The sequence below is a fragment of the Flavobacterium hankyongi genome, from assembly GCF_036840915.1.
GTDB lineage: Bacteria > Bacteroidota > Bacteroidia > Flavobacteriales > Flavobacteriaceae > Flavobacterium > Flavobacterium hankyongi.
Genome location: NZ_CP085725.1, coordinates 420,308 through 436,338 on the forward strand (window position 1 = coordinate 420,308; position 16,031 = coordinate 436,338).

Consider the following 16,031-nt stretch of genomic DNA (forward strand, 5'->3'; position numbering starts at 1 on the left):
AGTAAGAAAGAAATAAGCAAAGGAAATAAAAAGTTATCCACAAGTTATTAGTTAGTTGAGGGGTTTGAGGGAATAAGGGAAACTAATACAAGTTTCCCTTAAAATCCTTATTTTCTTGTTTACTCATGTTGCGGTATTTTCCATTCATTTCTCTATGAATTAATCCTGCTTTTGCAAATGCAGTTATGTAGCCTTCGGCAGTTTTGTGAGGAATAGTTAATTTCTCTGCAATGGCTAAATAGTCTGTTGTTGTGAAAGCTTCGGGAAGCATTTCCAAGAACTTTTCTTTACGGTTTGTTCTTGTGGCAACTGGAGTTTCAACAGGTAAATCGTTAAACACTTTGCTACTATGCTGTGTCAAAACCGTTACTACATCGAGTACATTTTGAAAATCGATGTCTTCACATTCTCTAGTAGTGGAACAATCGCCGTCTTCCATGATTCGTAAAGTTGTGATTACCATCATTAGACGAAAGGCATTTAATCCCATTCTTCTGATGGTAGCAATATAATCATCGGTTTGAATATTCAGATATTTGGTTTGCACTTTTGAAAAATATTCATTGAATTGTAATTGTTGGCTTTGGCTCAATTTAATTTGAATACTCGGGTTGTTGTTTAACGCTTTGTAGAACTCCAAAAATTGTCCACCTAATTCGTTGTAATAATCGTCTAATCCATTTGTGGTTTGAATTTCAAATACGTTTTTCCAAATAGGTGTGATGTTCATGTAATAAAACATAAAACGACTGAATAAACCATTTTCTGCATTTGGTATTAAAGCTGAAACTTGTTTTGGTGTTCCAGATAATACTGTTGATAAACATGGGTTTTCTATATCTACATATTCTCGGTCTGTTCTACGATAATAGCTTATTGTTTCGTGATGATACGCTTTACGAAAACCATCGGAATAATTACCGTAATCGCTTTTAAATGCTTGTGCTAATGTATCTCCTTCGGTTTCAAAAATTAATCCTTCTCCGTTATTATCAAACAACAATTGAAATACTCCTGTTGTACTATTATTGGCAGGAATGAACAACATTCTTTCGGGTGGTTTTGCAGGTTTTTCGGCATTTGGATTTTTACCCTTTTCTTGGTTGTACATTGCAAGGTTAGCTTCGTATTCCTTTTTTATTAAAGTGGCTTGTTCTCGCTTTAATCTGTGTATAGGCTGCACCAATTGTTTGCATTGGGTTAACCTTCCTTTTCCTGCTGATGCTGGAGCTGTTACAAATAAATACAAGTTTGCCATTACTTTTTTACCATCGTAAATACCATAAATAGTAGGTAGGCAAGCACTTAATGTTGTGAGTGTTCCCAATAACAAAATATCTCTTTCCTCGTTTGTGGTTGCAGGTTTAACGCAATCTTTTAGGAATAGCGGTAAGGTGTCGTAAATATGATTTGGAAATACTGGTGTTTTCTCTATTTTTACTTCCGTCACTTCATTATTTACTATTGGTTTTTCATTATGTATTTTAATGTTGTTCTGTTGTGCTAAATAATAGATTGTAGCCATTGTAACGCCTGTTCCTTTAGCTTTTAAGCAATTGTTGTATTGTACATCACATTCTTTGTAATCATAAGCACTATTGAATTTACTTATTCTGTGGAAATAGTCTCTACCCATTTCGCCAAATTCGTCAGCTAGTGCAAAGCCAATGTTTCTCCAATTCTCGTAGCCCTGTGTTATGTCGGTTCCTGTGTATTCAATTTGTTGTAAATAGTTTTCAAACTGATTGTCGGAAACAACAGGAGTAGGTATTTGTTTTGGTTGAGGTTCTTGCTTTGCAGGAGCTTCTAGCCATTCTTTTGGATTAAATATTTTCTTATTCATTTTGTTGTGTGTCTAGGGTTAATGTAAGCTTCGGAATCATAACATAAAAAACAAGCTCGGGAAATGTCTTTTCCAGATGCATCGACTTTGATATTGTATTGCTGCTCTAAATAATTAGATACAGCGGTATAATATTCTTGATGTGTTGCTTGTTCTAAATCAATTTTTATAATCCATTTTAAACCATCACCGGAAGGAGATTTGAAAAGTAATTCGGTTTCAAAATATTCATCTTTCAATAACATTTCTCTAGTTTGGTTTAGATTTTCCAAATGATCTAAATCAATTGTCATTAATAGTGAATGTTTGATTAAATCATCATCGTTACGCTTTGTAAAAGTTCCTGAGAAGGTTACATAATCAAAATGCTTTGCTTTGTACTTTCGTTTCTCTTTTGGGTCTGTAATCGTTCTTAAATGGTTTGTAACGCTTTCATAAGTATTGCTTGTAATTAAATCGTATATCTCGCTTAATTTTAATTCTTTCGATGGAAATACATTCATTACAGGAGCTTTGTAAAAACTGCATTTAACATACCAAGTTGTATCTTCTTGTTCAATGTAATTGCACTCTTTTGTTTCTTCTGTATCAATTCTCAAATGCATTACTTTATTTATTTTTTGAAGTAATTCTGTTTGATTGTTACACTGAAAATACAATTGAGCAAAGTCGAAGACATCTCCATGAAAATCCAAAATTTCGTCATCTTTATGCGTTGCACAATTATTTACGATACTAACTAATAAAGTTTCTTTATCCTGATTGTAAGGGTTACAAGTAACACTACATTCTCTCCCATGAAGAGAGAGAACGGTAGCGTTAGGATAAAACTGTCTCAATATAAACGCATAGATATTTATACCATAGTGTGTTTTGTTCAGTATTTTTTCCTTTGTAATCATACTACTTGTCTTTTGATTTGTTGGTATAATTACTCTGTAAAAGGTTTTCTATATCACTTGATTTGTAATAGAATTTACCTTCAATTTTACTGAATGGCAGTGTACCATTGTCACGATAGGTTTGAAGTGTTCGTGGGCTTATATGAAGTGTTTGTAGTACTTCTTGATTGTCTAACCACTCATCACTTAACTTTCCTCTTTTTTGATTTTTTAAGGCTTCTATATAAGCTTTCAAATATTGAATGTCTTTTGACATTTCCATTGCTAAGTCCATTAACTCTATCATAATTGCACCCTCCCTTTCTTAATTAAGTAGTTAGCTGCTTCTTGTTCGATTTCGTCAATAGAATTGCTTCTGTTTCTCAAAAGCCAATTGTCAAGTTCTTGGCGATTGAAATACAGTTTTTTCCCATTAGGTTTGTAATGAGGAATGCTTCCAGTACTCGTAAGTTTATACAAGTGTGACTGGGAAAGTTCTAAATAAATGCAAGCATCGTTAAAGTTTAGTACTTGCTTTTGCATTGCCTGCTGTGTTTCTAGCAATTTTTCAATGCGTTCTAATTTTTCTAAAATATTAGTGTCCATCTTCCTTAAAAGATTTAATTTAAAATGGACATCTGGCCAAATGTCATAGTTGGTTTTCAACTACGTTTCAAAGGTAGGGTAGGCACTTTGGTAAGGAAGAAAAAGGAAAAAATGGTATTAGTAACCTATTGAAAATAAATAGGTTAAAATATTTTTTGGTATTATGGTTTGGTATTATGAATTGATAATACCACTTTTTGATTTTAGGATATTTTGTCTAACCAATAGGTTTTATCTACTAATTGTTTAAATAATAAAGCTTTTGTGCCTTTAAAGTTTCGGTATTCTTTGTCTGTGTCGCTGTTGTTTCCATACCTGTGAGCAAAAAAATCAGTTATTTTAGAATCTCTAATAGGTTTTCTGCCCGGGAAAGTAAACTCATTGAAGTAGCCTTTGTTTTTTAGTTGTAATATAAATGCAGCTAAAAGCTGTTTGTTTCCTTTTTTGAAAATAAAGTCATATTCGTTATCGATTATGCCGTATTCATTCAATGTTTTTTCATGAATTACAAATTGGTCAGGTTTGGCAATTAAATCATCAAATTTGATTATTTTATTGTTTTCACGTCTGTCTTCTAAATCTCCTTTAATAGGATTGAAAGCTTTTGCGTCTTCCTTGATTTTCTCGGTGTAATGAATTGGACTGCCTTCGTATGGTTTGATTACTAAATCTTTTGAAGCTTCTTCATATAAATATGTTTCTTGTATTTCTTCCAATTCCATTATTTCAAACTCGGCTTTACCTTTGAAACGTTCTTGAAGTTCCATAAATAACATTATGCAATTGTATTTCATAAAATGAATTACATAAGCTTCATCGCTTTTTTTGTCTCTGGAAGGACTTTTGTATAAATCTTCTGTAAGATTATTATTTTCGATATGCTCTCTAATGAAATTAAAATATTGTTTTATACCGCTTTCGGCAACTACATATAAATATTGATATTCTTCCTCTAGTTTATCTGTTTTGCTGTTTGAAATTATTTCGTTCAGCTTACTTGTAATGAAGTTTTTTATTAGTTCCGTGTAATATTTTCGAATAGGAGTAATAGCCTTTTTAAACTCAATCTCATAAAGAGGAGTTGCAATAGGATATTCTTTTACTAAATTTTTTAGTTCTTCATTAATCTTTACATCTGTTCTGTTGTCTTTTGATACAGGATTTACATAGATTAGATCATTAATAATATCTTTACTCATAACTAGAAATCTAATTTAATTTTGTTGGCTGCTTCGTGTTTTTTCTCGTCAATGATTTTAGCATAAATTTGAGTGGTTCTCAATTCTTTATGACCTAACATTTTTGATACCGTATAAATATCAGTTCCCAGTGTTAATTGCAATGTAGCATAAGTATGCCTTGCACAATGAAACGTAATATCTTTATGAATACCTGCTTTATAAACCCATTGCTGTAATTTTAGGTTTGACCAAGCACTATAATTCAAAGCATCAAAGATTTTATCATCAGGTTCTTTGCGTTCTCCTAATAAGCTTACTGCTTGTTCTGAGATTGGTTGTGTTTCTGCTCCTTTGGTTTTCTTTTGTCTGAATCTTATGTAATAGCCATAATCATTAGAGTGTTGGATTTCAGACCATTTTAGTTTTTCAATATCTGACCAACGTAAACCTGTAAGAGCTGAAAATAAAAAGGCTTTTTTTAGTTCTGGCAGTTCACATTCTACTGGAACCAATTTTTGTAATTCTTCTAAAGTTAGAAATTCTCTTTGCGGTTCTCCTTGCTTAAAGGTATCAACTCCTTCACCTGGATTGGTTTTTATAATGCCATCTTTAACCGCTTGTTTTAGTGCAGCTTTAAATTTATTGAAATAAGAATATTTAGAGTTTTGAGAAAGTTTCTTTTTGCTTTTGGATTCTGCTTTAGAATCTAAATAGGTTCTGAAATTCTCTACTAACTTTCTATCTAAATCTTGAAAGCTTACATCGTAAGGAGCAAAGGTTTTAAAGTGCTTTATCATACTATCCCAATTACCATAATTACCATCACTGGTATTACGGTCTTCAGAAAGCTTTAGTAAATAGGATGTAAAACTTCCTTTTAGCTTTTCAATATCATGGAAGCCAAAAGTTCCGTTTTGCATTTCTATTTGTCTTTGTGCTCGAATAGTTTCTGCAAGCTCTCGTGTTTTTTTGTTTACATCTTTTTCAGCCTTTGTTTTAGGTTCTGGGTTGAGGTATAGTCTTAAAAACTCGTTTTTTCTTTTTCCTTTGTGATAATAGTCAAGATATAAACTGATGCTATTACCTTTTAATCTTTCTCTTAGTGTAACTTTCATAGTGTTAAGATTTAAAAAGGTTTTCTATTTGCTCTTTCTGAATAATTTTCTTTCTTCCAAATTTGTGAATTTGTAATTCTCCACGTTTGACCATCCTATTAATAGTCCAACGACTTACACCGATGAGGTCGGCAGTATCTTGGATTGATAAATAGCTTTTAGTTAGTAAAGAATTTGGATTTAAGATTTGAGTTTCATTCTTTGAAACAATGATGTTTTGTTGTTCCAGTAGTGTTTTTTCAATCTTATCCTGTTTGGCTTTTAATTTGTAATCTCTGGAATTGCATTTGTGACTGCAATACCTTGTAGTGGTTTTGTGGGCAATATAAGTTTTGCCACAATGATTACATACTTTTGGAATAGAAATATTACTGCTCATAAAATGTTGCTTTATGTTGCAATAGGTAGCGAAGTGTAGCAATATGTAGCACTATTTCTCTACTTTATATCATTTGGTTATTTGGGCAACAAAAATGATATTATGGCAACAATTGAACAACAAATATATTTAAAAAAAGGCAGTTTGGCAACAAATAAAGGAAGAAAAAAATCCGTAAACCCAACAAAAACAGATGCTTAACAATAAAGAGAAGTGTGGTTACTTCCCGATACAAAAATTAGCAAAAATATTACCTAACAACTCATCATTAGTTACTTCACCAGTAATCTCTCCAAAGTAATACAATGCTTGGCGGATATCAATCGCCATAAGGTCAGATGATAAGTTTTGTTGCATACCCCATTGCACTTTTTGAATTTCTTCCAAAGCCTTAAGTAGTGAATCGTAATGTCTGGTATTGGTAATAATGGTTTCGTTGTTTCGTAAAGCACCTGTGTTTACAAACGATAGTAAAGTGTTTTTTAGTTCTTCAATACCTTCTTTGTTTTTAGCAGAAATAAAATTAGTAAACAGTTTACGGTTAACCGCTAATAGTTCTTCTTGGAATGCAGCTATTCGGTTATTTATTGCTGTTAAAGTTTCAACAGGTATTAAGTCTTTTTTATTAACGACAACAATTAATGATTTTTGAGGATATTGGTTTTGTATTTTTCCAATTTCGTTTATGAAAACATCCAGCTGATTGTTAGCTTTTAACTGTAAACCGTCAACCAAATACAATACTACTTGTGCTTGCTCAATCTTCTCAAATGTTTTTTGGATACCAATGCTTTCTACATAATCTTTCGTTTCACGTATTCCGGCAGTATCTATAAATCTAAAACCAATACCGTTAATGACCAATTCGTCTTCAATGGTGTCACGTGTCGTTCCCGCAATATCACTTACAATAGCACGTTCCTCATTTAATAAAGCATTCAGTAAAGTCGATTTGCCTACATTGGGTTCACCCACAATAGCTACAGGAATACCGTTCTTAATTACATTACCAACAGCAAACGAATCAATTAATCGTTTCAAGACGAATTCAATTCTATTCAATAAGTCTACAAACTGACTTCTATCGGCAAACTCTACATCTTCTTCTGCAAAGTCTAATTCTAGTTCAATTAACGAAGCAAAATTCAACAATTCTTCACGTAGCTTAGCCAATTCATTACTAAAACCACCACGCATTTGCTGCATGGCAATTTGATGGCTGGCTTCATTGTCCGAAGCAATTAAATCAGCAACAGCTTCAGCTTGTGATAAATCCATTTTTCCGTTTAAGAAAGAACGTAAGGTAAATTCACCCGCCTGTGCCATGCGGCAGCCTTTACGAAGCAATAATTGTATGATTTGTTGTTGGATAAAAGTAGAACCGTGACAAGAAATTTCAACAGTATCTTCACCAGAATACGAGTTTGGCCCTTTAAATACGGCAACCAGCACTTGATCTAAAGTCTTTTCTCCTTGCCCTGAGCTTGTGGAAGGGTCAATTATATGACCCAAATGTAATGTGTGTGATTTTTGTTTCGTTAAGTCTTTATTTCGAACCGATTTAAAAACCTGATTGGCAATAGCAATAGCTTCTTTGCCTGAAATTCTAATCACAGCAATAGCACCAGCACCAGATGGCGTAGCTAAAGCAACAATAGTATCATTCGGAATCATAGTAGTAGTAATCTAATTTTTTGCAAAGATAAGGATTTGCCTGCGGTTTGATACAGAACAATAAGTTTCTAATTACTGCCAAAAAAATATAATAGTAAGCCAATTCATAACTCATAATTAACAATTATCCCTAAATTAGCTATAAAATAAATGTATCATGAAATACCTTCTTTTTTCGGCAACCTTACTTTTAATGATATCAGCAGCTTCATGTCAAGAAAAACAAGAGATGAATGAGCCTGAAGTACTATATTCTTTGCCTAAATCATTGAAAGAAGTTTCCGGAATAGAGTGGGTGAACAATAAGTTATGGGCTATTGAAGACAGTGGTAATGAAAACGAATTGTATGAACTCGATGAAAAAGGGGAGGTTATTCATAGTGTAATAATTAGCAATGCCACGAACACAGATTGGGAAGATTTGGCTTCAGATACTGAAGGTAATATTTATATAGGAGATTTTGGTAATAATGATAACGACCGCACTGATTTATGCATTTATAAAATCAGTAAAGATTCATTAGGGCAGGAGCAAAGCCAAGCTGTGTCCAAAACAACATTCAGTTATCCAGAACAAAAGGAATTTCCACCAAAAAAGACTGAAAGAGTGTTTGACGTGGAAGCTTTTGTAGTGTTCAAAGACCATTTTTATCTCTTTACAAAAAACAGAAGTAAGAATTTAGATGGCAGAGTAGCGTTGTATAAAATCCCTAACAAACCAGGTAATCAACCTGCCCAGCAAATTGGTTCGTTTATTACTTGTCCAGAATTTAATACTTGCGCTATTACAGCTGCCGATATAAGCAATGACGGGCAAAAGTTGGCATTGCTGAGTCACAATGCTGTTTGGCTATTTGAAAATTTTAAAGAGGATCATTTCTTTGATGGTAAAAAAACAGAATTGCCTTTAAACCATTACTCCCAAAAAGAAGCCATAACATTTAAAAGCAATTCGGCGTTATTAATTGCAGATGAGAAAATAAAGAAATCAGGAGGGAAAGTATATGAGTTTAAACTTAAGAACTAAAATCCAAAACCCAACCCGAAGGCAACTCTATTACCATCTGAACCATTAAAAAACGTAAGTCTGGCCGTAACAGTATTAATTCCGTTCAACCATAAACCACCTCCAACAGACTGATGCCATTTGTTTGAAGTTTCACCATCGAGCCAAATACGTCCGTAATCATAGCCTCCTAATATTCCGTATTGCATAGGAACGATACTCTGACGTATTTTACCAATTTTCAAACGTAAATCGGTACTTTGTAGAAACGATTGTTTTCCTAAAAAACGTTCTGTACGGTAGCCTCTCAAGTCGTAGTCACCACCAATGGTAGCGCCTTGATAAAATTCATAATTATTGTTTAAAACAGCTTTTGCTTTTAACATAGTGCCTAATACCAAAGCACCGTTTGTAGTAAGCTTATGACTTATTCCATAAATTCCTTCCAAGTAAGGGAAGTTACGTTTTGAATCACTTAAATTAGTTTTCCAACTCGCCAGTACAGAAAAAGTCATTCCCATAGTAGGATTAGAAGTATTGTCGTAATTCTCGTATCCATACTTGAAATCAACTCCGGCAAATTGCTGATAGTCAAAAATCTTTTCGTTTACATTGTTACCTAGTTGATTTACAAATCTTCTAGTGGTTTTCTCTACTTCAATGTTTTCGAAAATGGGTTGAATTTGTGTAGTACTTCCGTTTCTTCCGTTTCTGACTAATGAAGGAGCTATTTTTAGTAATTGTATTTTTACACGATTGTAATTCATTCCGAATTCCTCATCATTATTTGAAGTTTGATTTCCGTATCCAAAATAATTGATGCTGAAATTAGGAGTGGTATACCTAGCATCAATCACAAAATCCCAATTTCCTACAGCTTTTGCAAAAGTCCCTTTGTAAAACAATTCAAAACCTTCGGTGGCAAAGTAATAATTACCTTTAAATTGATGTTTTTGTTGGTACGGATTGTTGTTGAACCCATATTTAGTATAATTTAGAGCTACTCCAAGTTTTACTCCGTCATCAGGATTAGAACCAACAGAAGGCATTATTCTCATTGCGTTTAAAAGTGCTCTTTTGTAATAGTATTCATTAATTTCATAATCATCTGATAAAGCAACACAAGCATTGTCTTTATTGTCTATTGTGTTTTCTTTCGATTTAAAATCGTGAATTTTTACTTTGTTGCCTTCTTCAATAACATAGGTATCGTTGTTTTGTCCACCTATTAAGCGGATCAGTATTGGATTTTCTGCATTACCTTTAACTTCAAAAATATCTTCATCGTCCAAGCCATAAATCCAGATTTCTTTGGTTTCTTTTTTGTTGTAGATTTTACTGAATTGTAATGCTTCTCCGTCTTTCTTCATTCGGATTATTTTTACTTCCGATTTCCCTTTGGGCATACGAGTAATGACAAATTTGTCTTTTTTATCGGTACCCAAAAGAAGCACATTTTCCTCCAATCTTTTTTGGTATTTTAATCCAAAACTTTCAAGTTGACTTTTTCTATATTTAAGTTTTTCCTTTATTTCATTTGTTGTGTGATCATCTCTGATTTCTTTTGGTAAGTTAGAAAAAGCCTTATCAATAGCTTCATCAGTAAGATGAGTTACAATATAGTTAGCTTGCTTTTTCCATACTTCGCGATTATTCTGTTTTATAAAAGCTTTGTCTAATGAATTCGCAGCAAAGTTGAACCATTTCACACTAGGGAACTCTTTTTTAAATGATTTCATATGTCTTGCCGCTGGAATATTGGTCAATAAAGAAAGTAGTTTTCCATCAATTTTTGCAAATGCCTGATCACGGTCTCTTGGAATTGGCTTGTAAATAATTTTGTTGTCTTTTTTGTATTCGGCCCATCGCCATTGGTCAATGTGGCGGTCCCAATCGCCAATAAGCATATCAAAAAGGCGAGCTCTTATGTAGCTTTCCTCATCAACGCTATACTTTTCATCTTTTCTTAAATTGGTAAAAACATCATCAGATCCTACAATTGCATCAGGCTTTCCGAAGTTTTCCAAGTCTTTGTGTTCATCAGTTGGTCTTTCTTCAATCATGTATAATTGATCTCCAAAAGTGTCATTGTATTGCCCCAACAGTTTTTGTTTTGGAACATAAAACAATTTTGGATTAGAATGATAAATACCAACATTATCAGCTAAATCCCCAATAATGAATGGAGTGTAAGGGTGTGCAGTAGTGTAATAATCATAAATAAACTTTTCAGCAGCAGTATTATAGAACTCGTTTTCTACGTTTTGGTCTCTAAAGGCAACACTTTGCAGGAAACGCGAAGCACTTTTCTTTAAGGCACGCATTACATATTCTTTACCGTTTTTGTCTTTTAAGCGCAATGATAATGATTGATGACCTCCACCAGCAATGTTTGGTTTTAGCCCACCATGCAGCGTATCCAATTGCGCTATTGGAGCTTCAATAGGCATACCGTAATAGTCACGATAATGTTTTCCCCACAGGAAGCGGTAAAAAGCATTTTTTTTAGTCAATTTCGTTGGATATATAGGAGCTTCCACGACTTTGTTGTTTAATCCAGTATAGATTAATTCATCTCCTTTTTCGGTTTTAATAATTTCTTGACTAAAGATTTCTTTTTCATTGTTGTCCTCGGTACTGTAAAATGAAGTCACTGCAGTACCATTGTTTTTTATGTTGAGAACAGCATATCCATTACCTCCAAATGAAAAGTTATTAGGGTAAATGGCTCTTGCAGCTTCTCTTTTTGAGGCTGAACCACTAACAATTTGTTTGATGCCTTCGTGTTCAATATATTGTAAATTATGTTCATGACCAGAAACTACAATAATGTTGTCTCTGTTTTGAATGATTGGCTTTATACGGTTTACAAAAGCTGTGTATTGTTTGTTTTGTAAGTCTTGCGGACTAATACCTGATGTTTTTCTCAATAAGTTGATAAAAGAGCCTAGAACAGGTAGAGGAACTTTGTATTTTGATGGAAAGATTTGCTTCTCTAATGAAAATTGCCCACCATGTGGACCGTTTGTTAATAACGGATGGTGAATGGCAATAATAGTAGTTTTGTTTTGGTTTTTATTGACTAAACTCTCAAATTCCTCAAAGAATTTATCTCTTGTCTTGATTTCGCAATCATCATTAATGTAAGGCTGTTTGTTCCAGTCTTCCAAATACCATTGACTGTCAATTGTGATTAAAACAACATCATTGCTTAGACTGATATTCTCTATACCACAGCCTTTTCTAGGTAAGAAGGATTTTTTTTCTTTTAGGTATGTAGAAACAAAAAGTTCTTGTTCGTGCAATCCTTTCAAATCGTGATACCAGTCGTGATTACCTGGAATAAAAATGGTTTTTCCTTTAAATTGTTCGGTTATTTTTAATTGATTGCTAAGTTTCGTTTCGGCAGCCGTTCTTTCAGGATTATTTTTATCTGCAGGCATTCCCAATGGATAAATATTATCTCCAAGGAATAACAATGTCGCATTTTTATCGGCTTTATCCAGTCTTTCTTTTAAAAGAGAAAGAGTTTTCTGGGTTTGTTCATCATCAGCATTTCCAGCATCACCAATTAAATACAGTGTATGGCTATTTTTTATAGTATCCTGTTTTTCTTCAGTAATTTCATTCGATGTGTTTTTACCTAATTGAATTTTGTGTGTAGCACAGGCAGTAAGCAGTAGAGAGGTTAAAGAATAGCAAAACAGTTTATAATTTTGTTTGATTGATTCGTTTACCCAAAACAATTTCATAATTTAGTAGTATTAAATGATCATTGTATGAATTTTATTCAACACGCAGAAGACTTTGTTTTCAAATTACTCAAAGATAATCTTTCTAATTTATATACTTACCATAATTTTAATCATACTCAAAAAGTAGTTTCGGCTACCAGAATATTGATTACTAATGAAAAAGTCAATGATAACGATGCCGAAGCCCTTCTTGTAGCAGCATGGTTTCACGATACAGGATATATAAAAGGTCCTACCAGTCATGAAGAAGCCAGTGCTGTGATAGTAAAACAATTCCTTTTAGATAATAATAAAGATGAAGAGTTTATAGATAAAGTAGCTTCATTGATTCGTGCAACGGAAGTCAATTATGAGCCTCAAAATATTTTAGAAAAAATCATTAAAGATGCAGATTATAGCCATTTTGCTAGTGAGGATTATATAGCAACTTGTCAATTATTGCGCGAAGAATGGAAGCTTACTCAAGAAAAAGAATACACCGATTTAGAATGGATGACAGAAAACAGAAGGATTCTAGTAAGTTGCCATCGTTATTTTACGGATTATGCTAAAGAAAAATGGCAACCAGTAAAGGATAAAAATATTTTGTTATTACATAAAGAAATACAAAAGCTTTCAGGAAACATAGAAAACATTTCCAAGTCTAAAATTAAAAAGAAGAAATTGGAAAAACTGGAACGTCCTGAACGTGGTATTGATACAATGTTTAGAACTACACTGAGTAATCATACTCGTCTTAGTGAAATAGCAGACAGTAAAGCGAATATACTTCTTTCGGTTAATGCTATTATTATTTCTATTGCATTATCAACCCTAATTCCAAAATTAGACAGTCCTGGAAATGTACATTTAATTGTGCCTACTTTTATTCTATTAATGTTTAGTGTGATTTCAATCATTTTTGCTATTATGTCCACTAGACCTAAAGTCACAAGCGGAACATTCACACGTCAGGATATAGAAGACAAAAAGGTAAATCTTTTGTTCTTTGGTAATTTCTATAAAATGCCGTTAGATGAATACCAATGGGCGGTAAATGAAATGATGAAAGATCGCGATTATCTGTACAATTCAATGATTAAAGACTTGTATTACCTTGGCCTTGTATTAAACCGTAAATACAAATTATTGCGTACAACCTATACCGTTTTTATGATTGGAATAATCTGTTCAGTATTTGCTTTTGTATGGGCTTTTAAAACTTCTGGAATCTAATTTAAAAGTACTTTAACACGTATCGCTTTCAATCCAGAAACACCTTGTAAATCTTCAACTTCAAGAAATTCAACAGTAGGTTCAAGAATTTTCTGGAATTGAAGATATTCAATATATTTTGTGTATTCTTTTTCTTCATGAGAATGTGAATAAACAATCGTGATTTTTCCTTTTTCAGTAATACGTTTTTTGGTGTTTTTTTCTAAAGCTTTGTCGATGCGTTTTTTGACTACTTCGTAACGTGCATTATAAGAACCGTCTACATCAAAACGTTTTTCATCCATACGGAAACGAATAGTGATTGGAGAACTAAACACCAATATCAACGAAGTAACTTCTAATTGAAAGGGTAATGTGTCTTTTAGGGCATAATGTTCTTTTTCCATTTCAGCCAGTACCTGCAATTGCCACAAACGCATATTGTAAAGATAATTCAAGTTGAAATTTCCATTAGGCGCTATTGAATTGCCTATATATAAATTGTGTTCTACGCCATCGGTATTGAACCGTTCAAAATAATGCGGAAAGATTGCTTGTGCCTCTTTCTGTTTATTGTCTAATACAACACTTATTTTTTTATTGATGGCTGTTAGTGTAGCATCAAACTTTTTTCTTTCCTGATAAAAAGTACCAGTATTTTCATCAATCATCTTAAAATAATCCTGCACCTTTTCGGCTTCATTTTCATTTTTAAGGATGGGATGAATATCAGTTTCAATATAACGCTGAATTTGTTGTTCAGTATCAGCTTTTAAGTTAGTAAACAAATCATTTAAATAGCTTTCTAATTCAAATTTTCGTTGTTCTAATATTGGAAGTTTTGTTTTTTCATGTAACGCTTCAATAATCTGAATTAAAGACCTTAATTGATTTCTAATATCTTCCTGAGCGGCTCTGTTTCTTGTGTCTGAGGATTCCTTGATGTCTATCTGTCCATATAATGGGTACACATCTTTAAATACTATTTCTTTGAAGGTGTATTCAGGACTCGAATGTTCGTTTATAATGTATTTACGGGCTTCTTTCTGGAACTTCCAGTAAACACTTGGATGTATTGTAGTATATTCTTTTTGGATTACTGCTTCAATTTTATTCTGAACATCTGAATTATAACGATCTATTGTATCCACAATAAAAGGCATAACAATATCCAACTTGTGAGCATTCAAGCTATTTAATTCCCCAATTTTAGAAGAAACCAGTTCGATAACACCTAGTAAATTGTTATCTTTTACAACTGGAGCAAACACACAGCTCATAACATTTTGTGAAAGTAAATGATAACCAAAGAATGCATTTTCTGCTATTGCTGCAAATTTACTCACATTAGAAATAGCTACGTAGTTTTTTTCTTCTACTAAAGACTTATAAATATCACTGTTCAATGCTTTTTGACATTTCATTTCGGTAGTACCACAGAGTAAGAAGCTATCTACTTTCTTCTCTTTTTCCATAGTGTTGAATTTTATTTCGTCTTGAGAAAAAGAAGTATAGCCAATACGTAAATCTTTTATTTTGTATATAGATTTGAGTATTCCTTTTAAAATTTCACTAAAATCTTCGTTTTCATCAGCTACTTTTAATAAAGTACTTTTAAGATTTGAAACTGCATTCTCAGTTGTAGCGTCAAAAAGTACTACTATACCAAAACCTTTTAGAATCCAACTGTCAATGGGAAATTTTTCTTTCCAGATATCAATGTTGTCAAAACTATCCATTAATAAATCAATATCTTCCTGTGTAAGATGTATAGAGTTTTCTGTTGGGAGTATTTCAAGAAAATCAGCATTATATAAAATGCGATAGTGTTTCATGATGCCTAGAGCATCTGGAATATCATAAAATAAAGGTTTGCTGAAATCAAAATTTTGTTTGTATTGCATGTTGATTATAAGACAACAGCACATGATATAAAACTGATTTTCATCAAAATCACGAATATTCATGTCGAAATCAGTTCCGGCATCTTTAAGTATTTTTTTAAACCTTTCCGTATAGTTGAAAGTAATATTGACAAAAGGGATAGTAACCGCTTTAATTTCATTATTGGTTAAAGCTGTTGGAAATAAATCTGCCAGTAAATGATTAATCAATACAGCATTATCATCTATTTGTCGCATACTGGTTATTCCATTACGCAATTCTGGGAATGGTGCTGTTTTTTCTAGTAATGCTTTGGCGTAATTAGATCTGTAATCAACATCAGAGTTGGCAATTTCTTCTAAAGCTTCTAAAACTTTATGAAAAGAAATTTTTATTTGAAACGGATTTTCCGGGAATTCACTAAAATTCATGCTTTTTGATAAAAAACTTCATCAAAGTTACTAAATAAGCATGTAACTGGAATTTCAATTTAAGTTTACCTTAACTAAATAT

At 32.7% G+C, this 16,031-nt stretch carries 12 protein-coding genes; 2 read left to right on the plus strand and 10 right to left on the minus strand.

The genetic code is table 11. The features are described from left to right. Positions 1-82: 82 nt before the first annotated feature. From LJY17_RS02020 to mnmE, 8 genes are all read right to left on the minus strand, one after another. The gene (locus LJY17_RS02020) at positions 83-1,843 is read right to left on the minus strand and encodes a DUF3987 domain-containing protein (RefSeq protein WP_264542204.1); all 1,761 of its coding nucleotides are present in this window, start codon (positions 1,841-1,843) and stop codon (positions 83-85) included. Further along, complete coding sequence (locus LJY17_RS02025; protein ID WP_264542205.1) at positions 1,840-2,745, minus strand: BT4734/BF3469 family protein; 906 nt, start codon at positions 2,743-2,745, stop codon at positions 1,840-1,842. Before LJY17_RS02025 ends, LJY17_RS02020 begins: the two co-directional genes overlap by 4 nt. A gap of 1 nt (position 2,746) precedes the next feature. Further along, the gene (locus LJY17_RS02030; RefSeq protein WP_264542206.1) at positions 2,747-3,031 is read right to left on the minus strand and encodes a helix-turn-helix domain-containing protein; all 285 of its coding nucleotides are present in this window, start codon (positions 3,029-3,031) and stop codon (positions 2,747-2,749) included. Continuing rightward, a complete protein-coding gene (locus tag LJY17_RS02035; RefSeq protein WP_250581928.1) occupies positions 3,028-3,330 on the minus strand; it encodes a helix-turn-helix domain-containing protein in 303 nt (100 codons plus the stop codon). The genes LJY17_RS02030 and LJY17_RS02035 overlap by 4 nt, the downstream gene beginning before the upstream one ends. Before the next feature lie 203 nt (positions 3,331-3,533). After that, complete coding sequence (locus LJY17_RS02040) at positions 3,534-4,529, minus strand: DUF6617 family protein (RefSeq protein WP_264542207.1); 996 nt, start codon at positions 4,527-4,529, stop codon at positions 3,534-3,536. Between the two features lie 2 nt (positions 4,530-4,531). Next, positions 4,532-5,626, minus strand: a complete 1,095-nt coding sequence (locus tag LJY17_RS02045; protein ID WP_264542208.1) for a site-specific integrase — start codon at positions 5,624-5,626, stop codon at positions 4,532-4,534. A gap of 4 nt (positions 5,627-5,630) precedes the next feature. After that, a complete protein-coding gene (locus LJY17_RS02050) occupies positions 5,631-6,005 on the minus strand; it encodes a helix-turn-helix domain-containing protein (protein WP_264542209.1) in 375 nt (124 codons plus the stop codon). A 219-nt stretch (positions 6,006-6,224) separates the two neighbouring features. Beyond that, positions 6,225-7,679 (minus strand): tRNA uridine-5-carboxymethylaminomethyl(34) synthesis GTPase MnmE, encoded by a 1,455-nt coding sequence (gene mnmE, locus LJY17_RS02055; protein ID WP_264542210.1) that lies wholly within the window; start codon positions 7,677-7,679, stop codon positions 6,225-6,227. A gap of 157 nt (positions 7,680-7,836) precedes the next feature. Here mnmE and LJY17_RS02060 point away from each other — a divergent pair, with 157 nt between their 5' ends. After that, positions 7,837-8,706 carry a hypothetical protein gene (locus tag LJY17_RS02060; RefSeq protein WP_264542211.1) on the plus strand — a complete coding sequence of 290 codons (870 nt, stop codon included), beginning with the start codon at positions 7,837-7,839 and terminating at the stop codon, positions 8,704-8,706. Here the strand turns inward: LJY17_RS02060 and LJY17_RS02065 are convergent. Further along, positions 8,703-12,437 (minus strand): metallophosphoesterase, encoded by a 3,735-nt coding sequence (locus LJY17_RS02065; RefSeq protein ID WP_264542212.1) that lies wholly within the window; start codon positions 12,435-12,437, stop codon positions 8,703-8,705. The two genes, LJY17_RS02060 and LJY17_RS02065, sit on opposite strands and share 4 nt — an antisense overlap. Positions 12,438-12,464: 27 nt before the next feature. Between LJY17_RS02065 and LJY17_RS02070 the strand changes: the two genes are divergently transcribed. Beyond that, on the plus strand, positions 12,465-13,655 hold the full coding sequence (locus tag LJY17_RS02070; RefSeq protein ID WP_264542213.1) for a Pycsar system effector family protein: 1,191 nt from the start codon (positions 12,465-12,467) through the stop codon (positions 13,653-13,655). Here LJY17_RS02070 and LJY17_RS02075 read toward each other — a convergent pair. Continuing rightward, positions 13,652-15,949, minus strand: a complete 2,298-nt coding sequence (locus LJY17_RS02075; protein WP_264542214.1) for a GAF domain-containing protein — start codon at positions 15,947-15,949, stop codon at positions 13,652-13,654. The genes LJY17_RS02070 and LJY17_RS02075 overlap by 4 nt on opposite strands. Between the last annotated feature and the right edge of the window lie 82 nt (positions 15,950-16,031).

Excerpts from the sequence above, each read along its gene's own strand:
- LJY17_RS02020 (WP_264542204.1), bottom strand. The coding sequence starts at position 1,843 with ATGAATAAGAAAATATTTAATCCAAAAGAATGGCTAGAAGCTCCTGCA.
- LJY17_RS02025 (WP_264542205.1), bottom strand. The coding sequence starts at position 2,745 with ATGATTACAAAGGAAAAAATACTGAACAAAACACACTATGGTATAAAT.
- LJY17_RS02030 (WP_264542206.1), bottom strand. The coding sequence starts at position 3,031 with ATGATAGAGTTAATGGACTTAGCAATGGAAATGTCAAAAGACATTCAA.
- LJY17_RS02035 (WP_250581928.1), bottom strand. The coding sequence starts at position 3,330 with ATGGACACTAATATTTTAGAAAAATTAGAACGCATTGAAAAATTGCTA.
- LJY17_RS02040 (WP_264542207.1), bottom strand. The coding sequence starts at position 4,529 with ATGAGTAAAGATATTATTAATGATCTAATCTATGTAAATCCTGTATCA.
- LJY17_RS02045 (WP_264542208.1), bottom strand. The coding sequence starts at position 5,626 with ATGAAAGTTACACTAAGAGAAAGATTAAAAGGTAATAGCATCAGTTTA.
- LJY17_RS02050 (WP_264542209.1), bottom strand. The coding sequence starts at position 6,005 with ATGAGCAGTAATATTTCTATTCCAAAAGTATGTAATCATTGTGGCAAA.
- mnmE (WP_264542210.1), bottom strand. The coding sequence starts at position 7,679 with ATGATTCCGAATGATACTATTGTTGCTTTAGCTACGCCATCTGGTGCT.
- LJY17_RS02060 (WP_264542211.1), top strand. The coding sequence starts at position 7,837 with ATGAAATACCTTCTTTTTTCGGCAACCTTACTTTTAATGATATCAGCA.
- LJY17_RS02065 (WP_264542212.1), bottom strand. The coding sequence starts at position 12,437 with ATGAAATTGTTTTGGGTAAACGAATCAATCAAACAAAATTATAAACTG.
- LJY17_RS02070 (WP_264542213.1), top strand. The coding sequence starts at position 12,465 with ATGAATTTTATTCAACACGCAGAAGACTTTGTTTTCAAATTACTCAAA.
- LJY17_RS02075 (WP_264542214.1), bottom strand. The coding sequence starts at position 15,949 with ATGAATTTTAGTGAATTCCCGGAAAATCCGTTTCAAATAAAAATTTCT.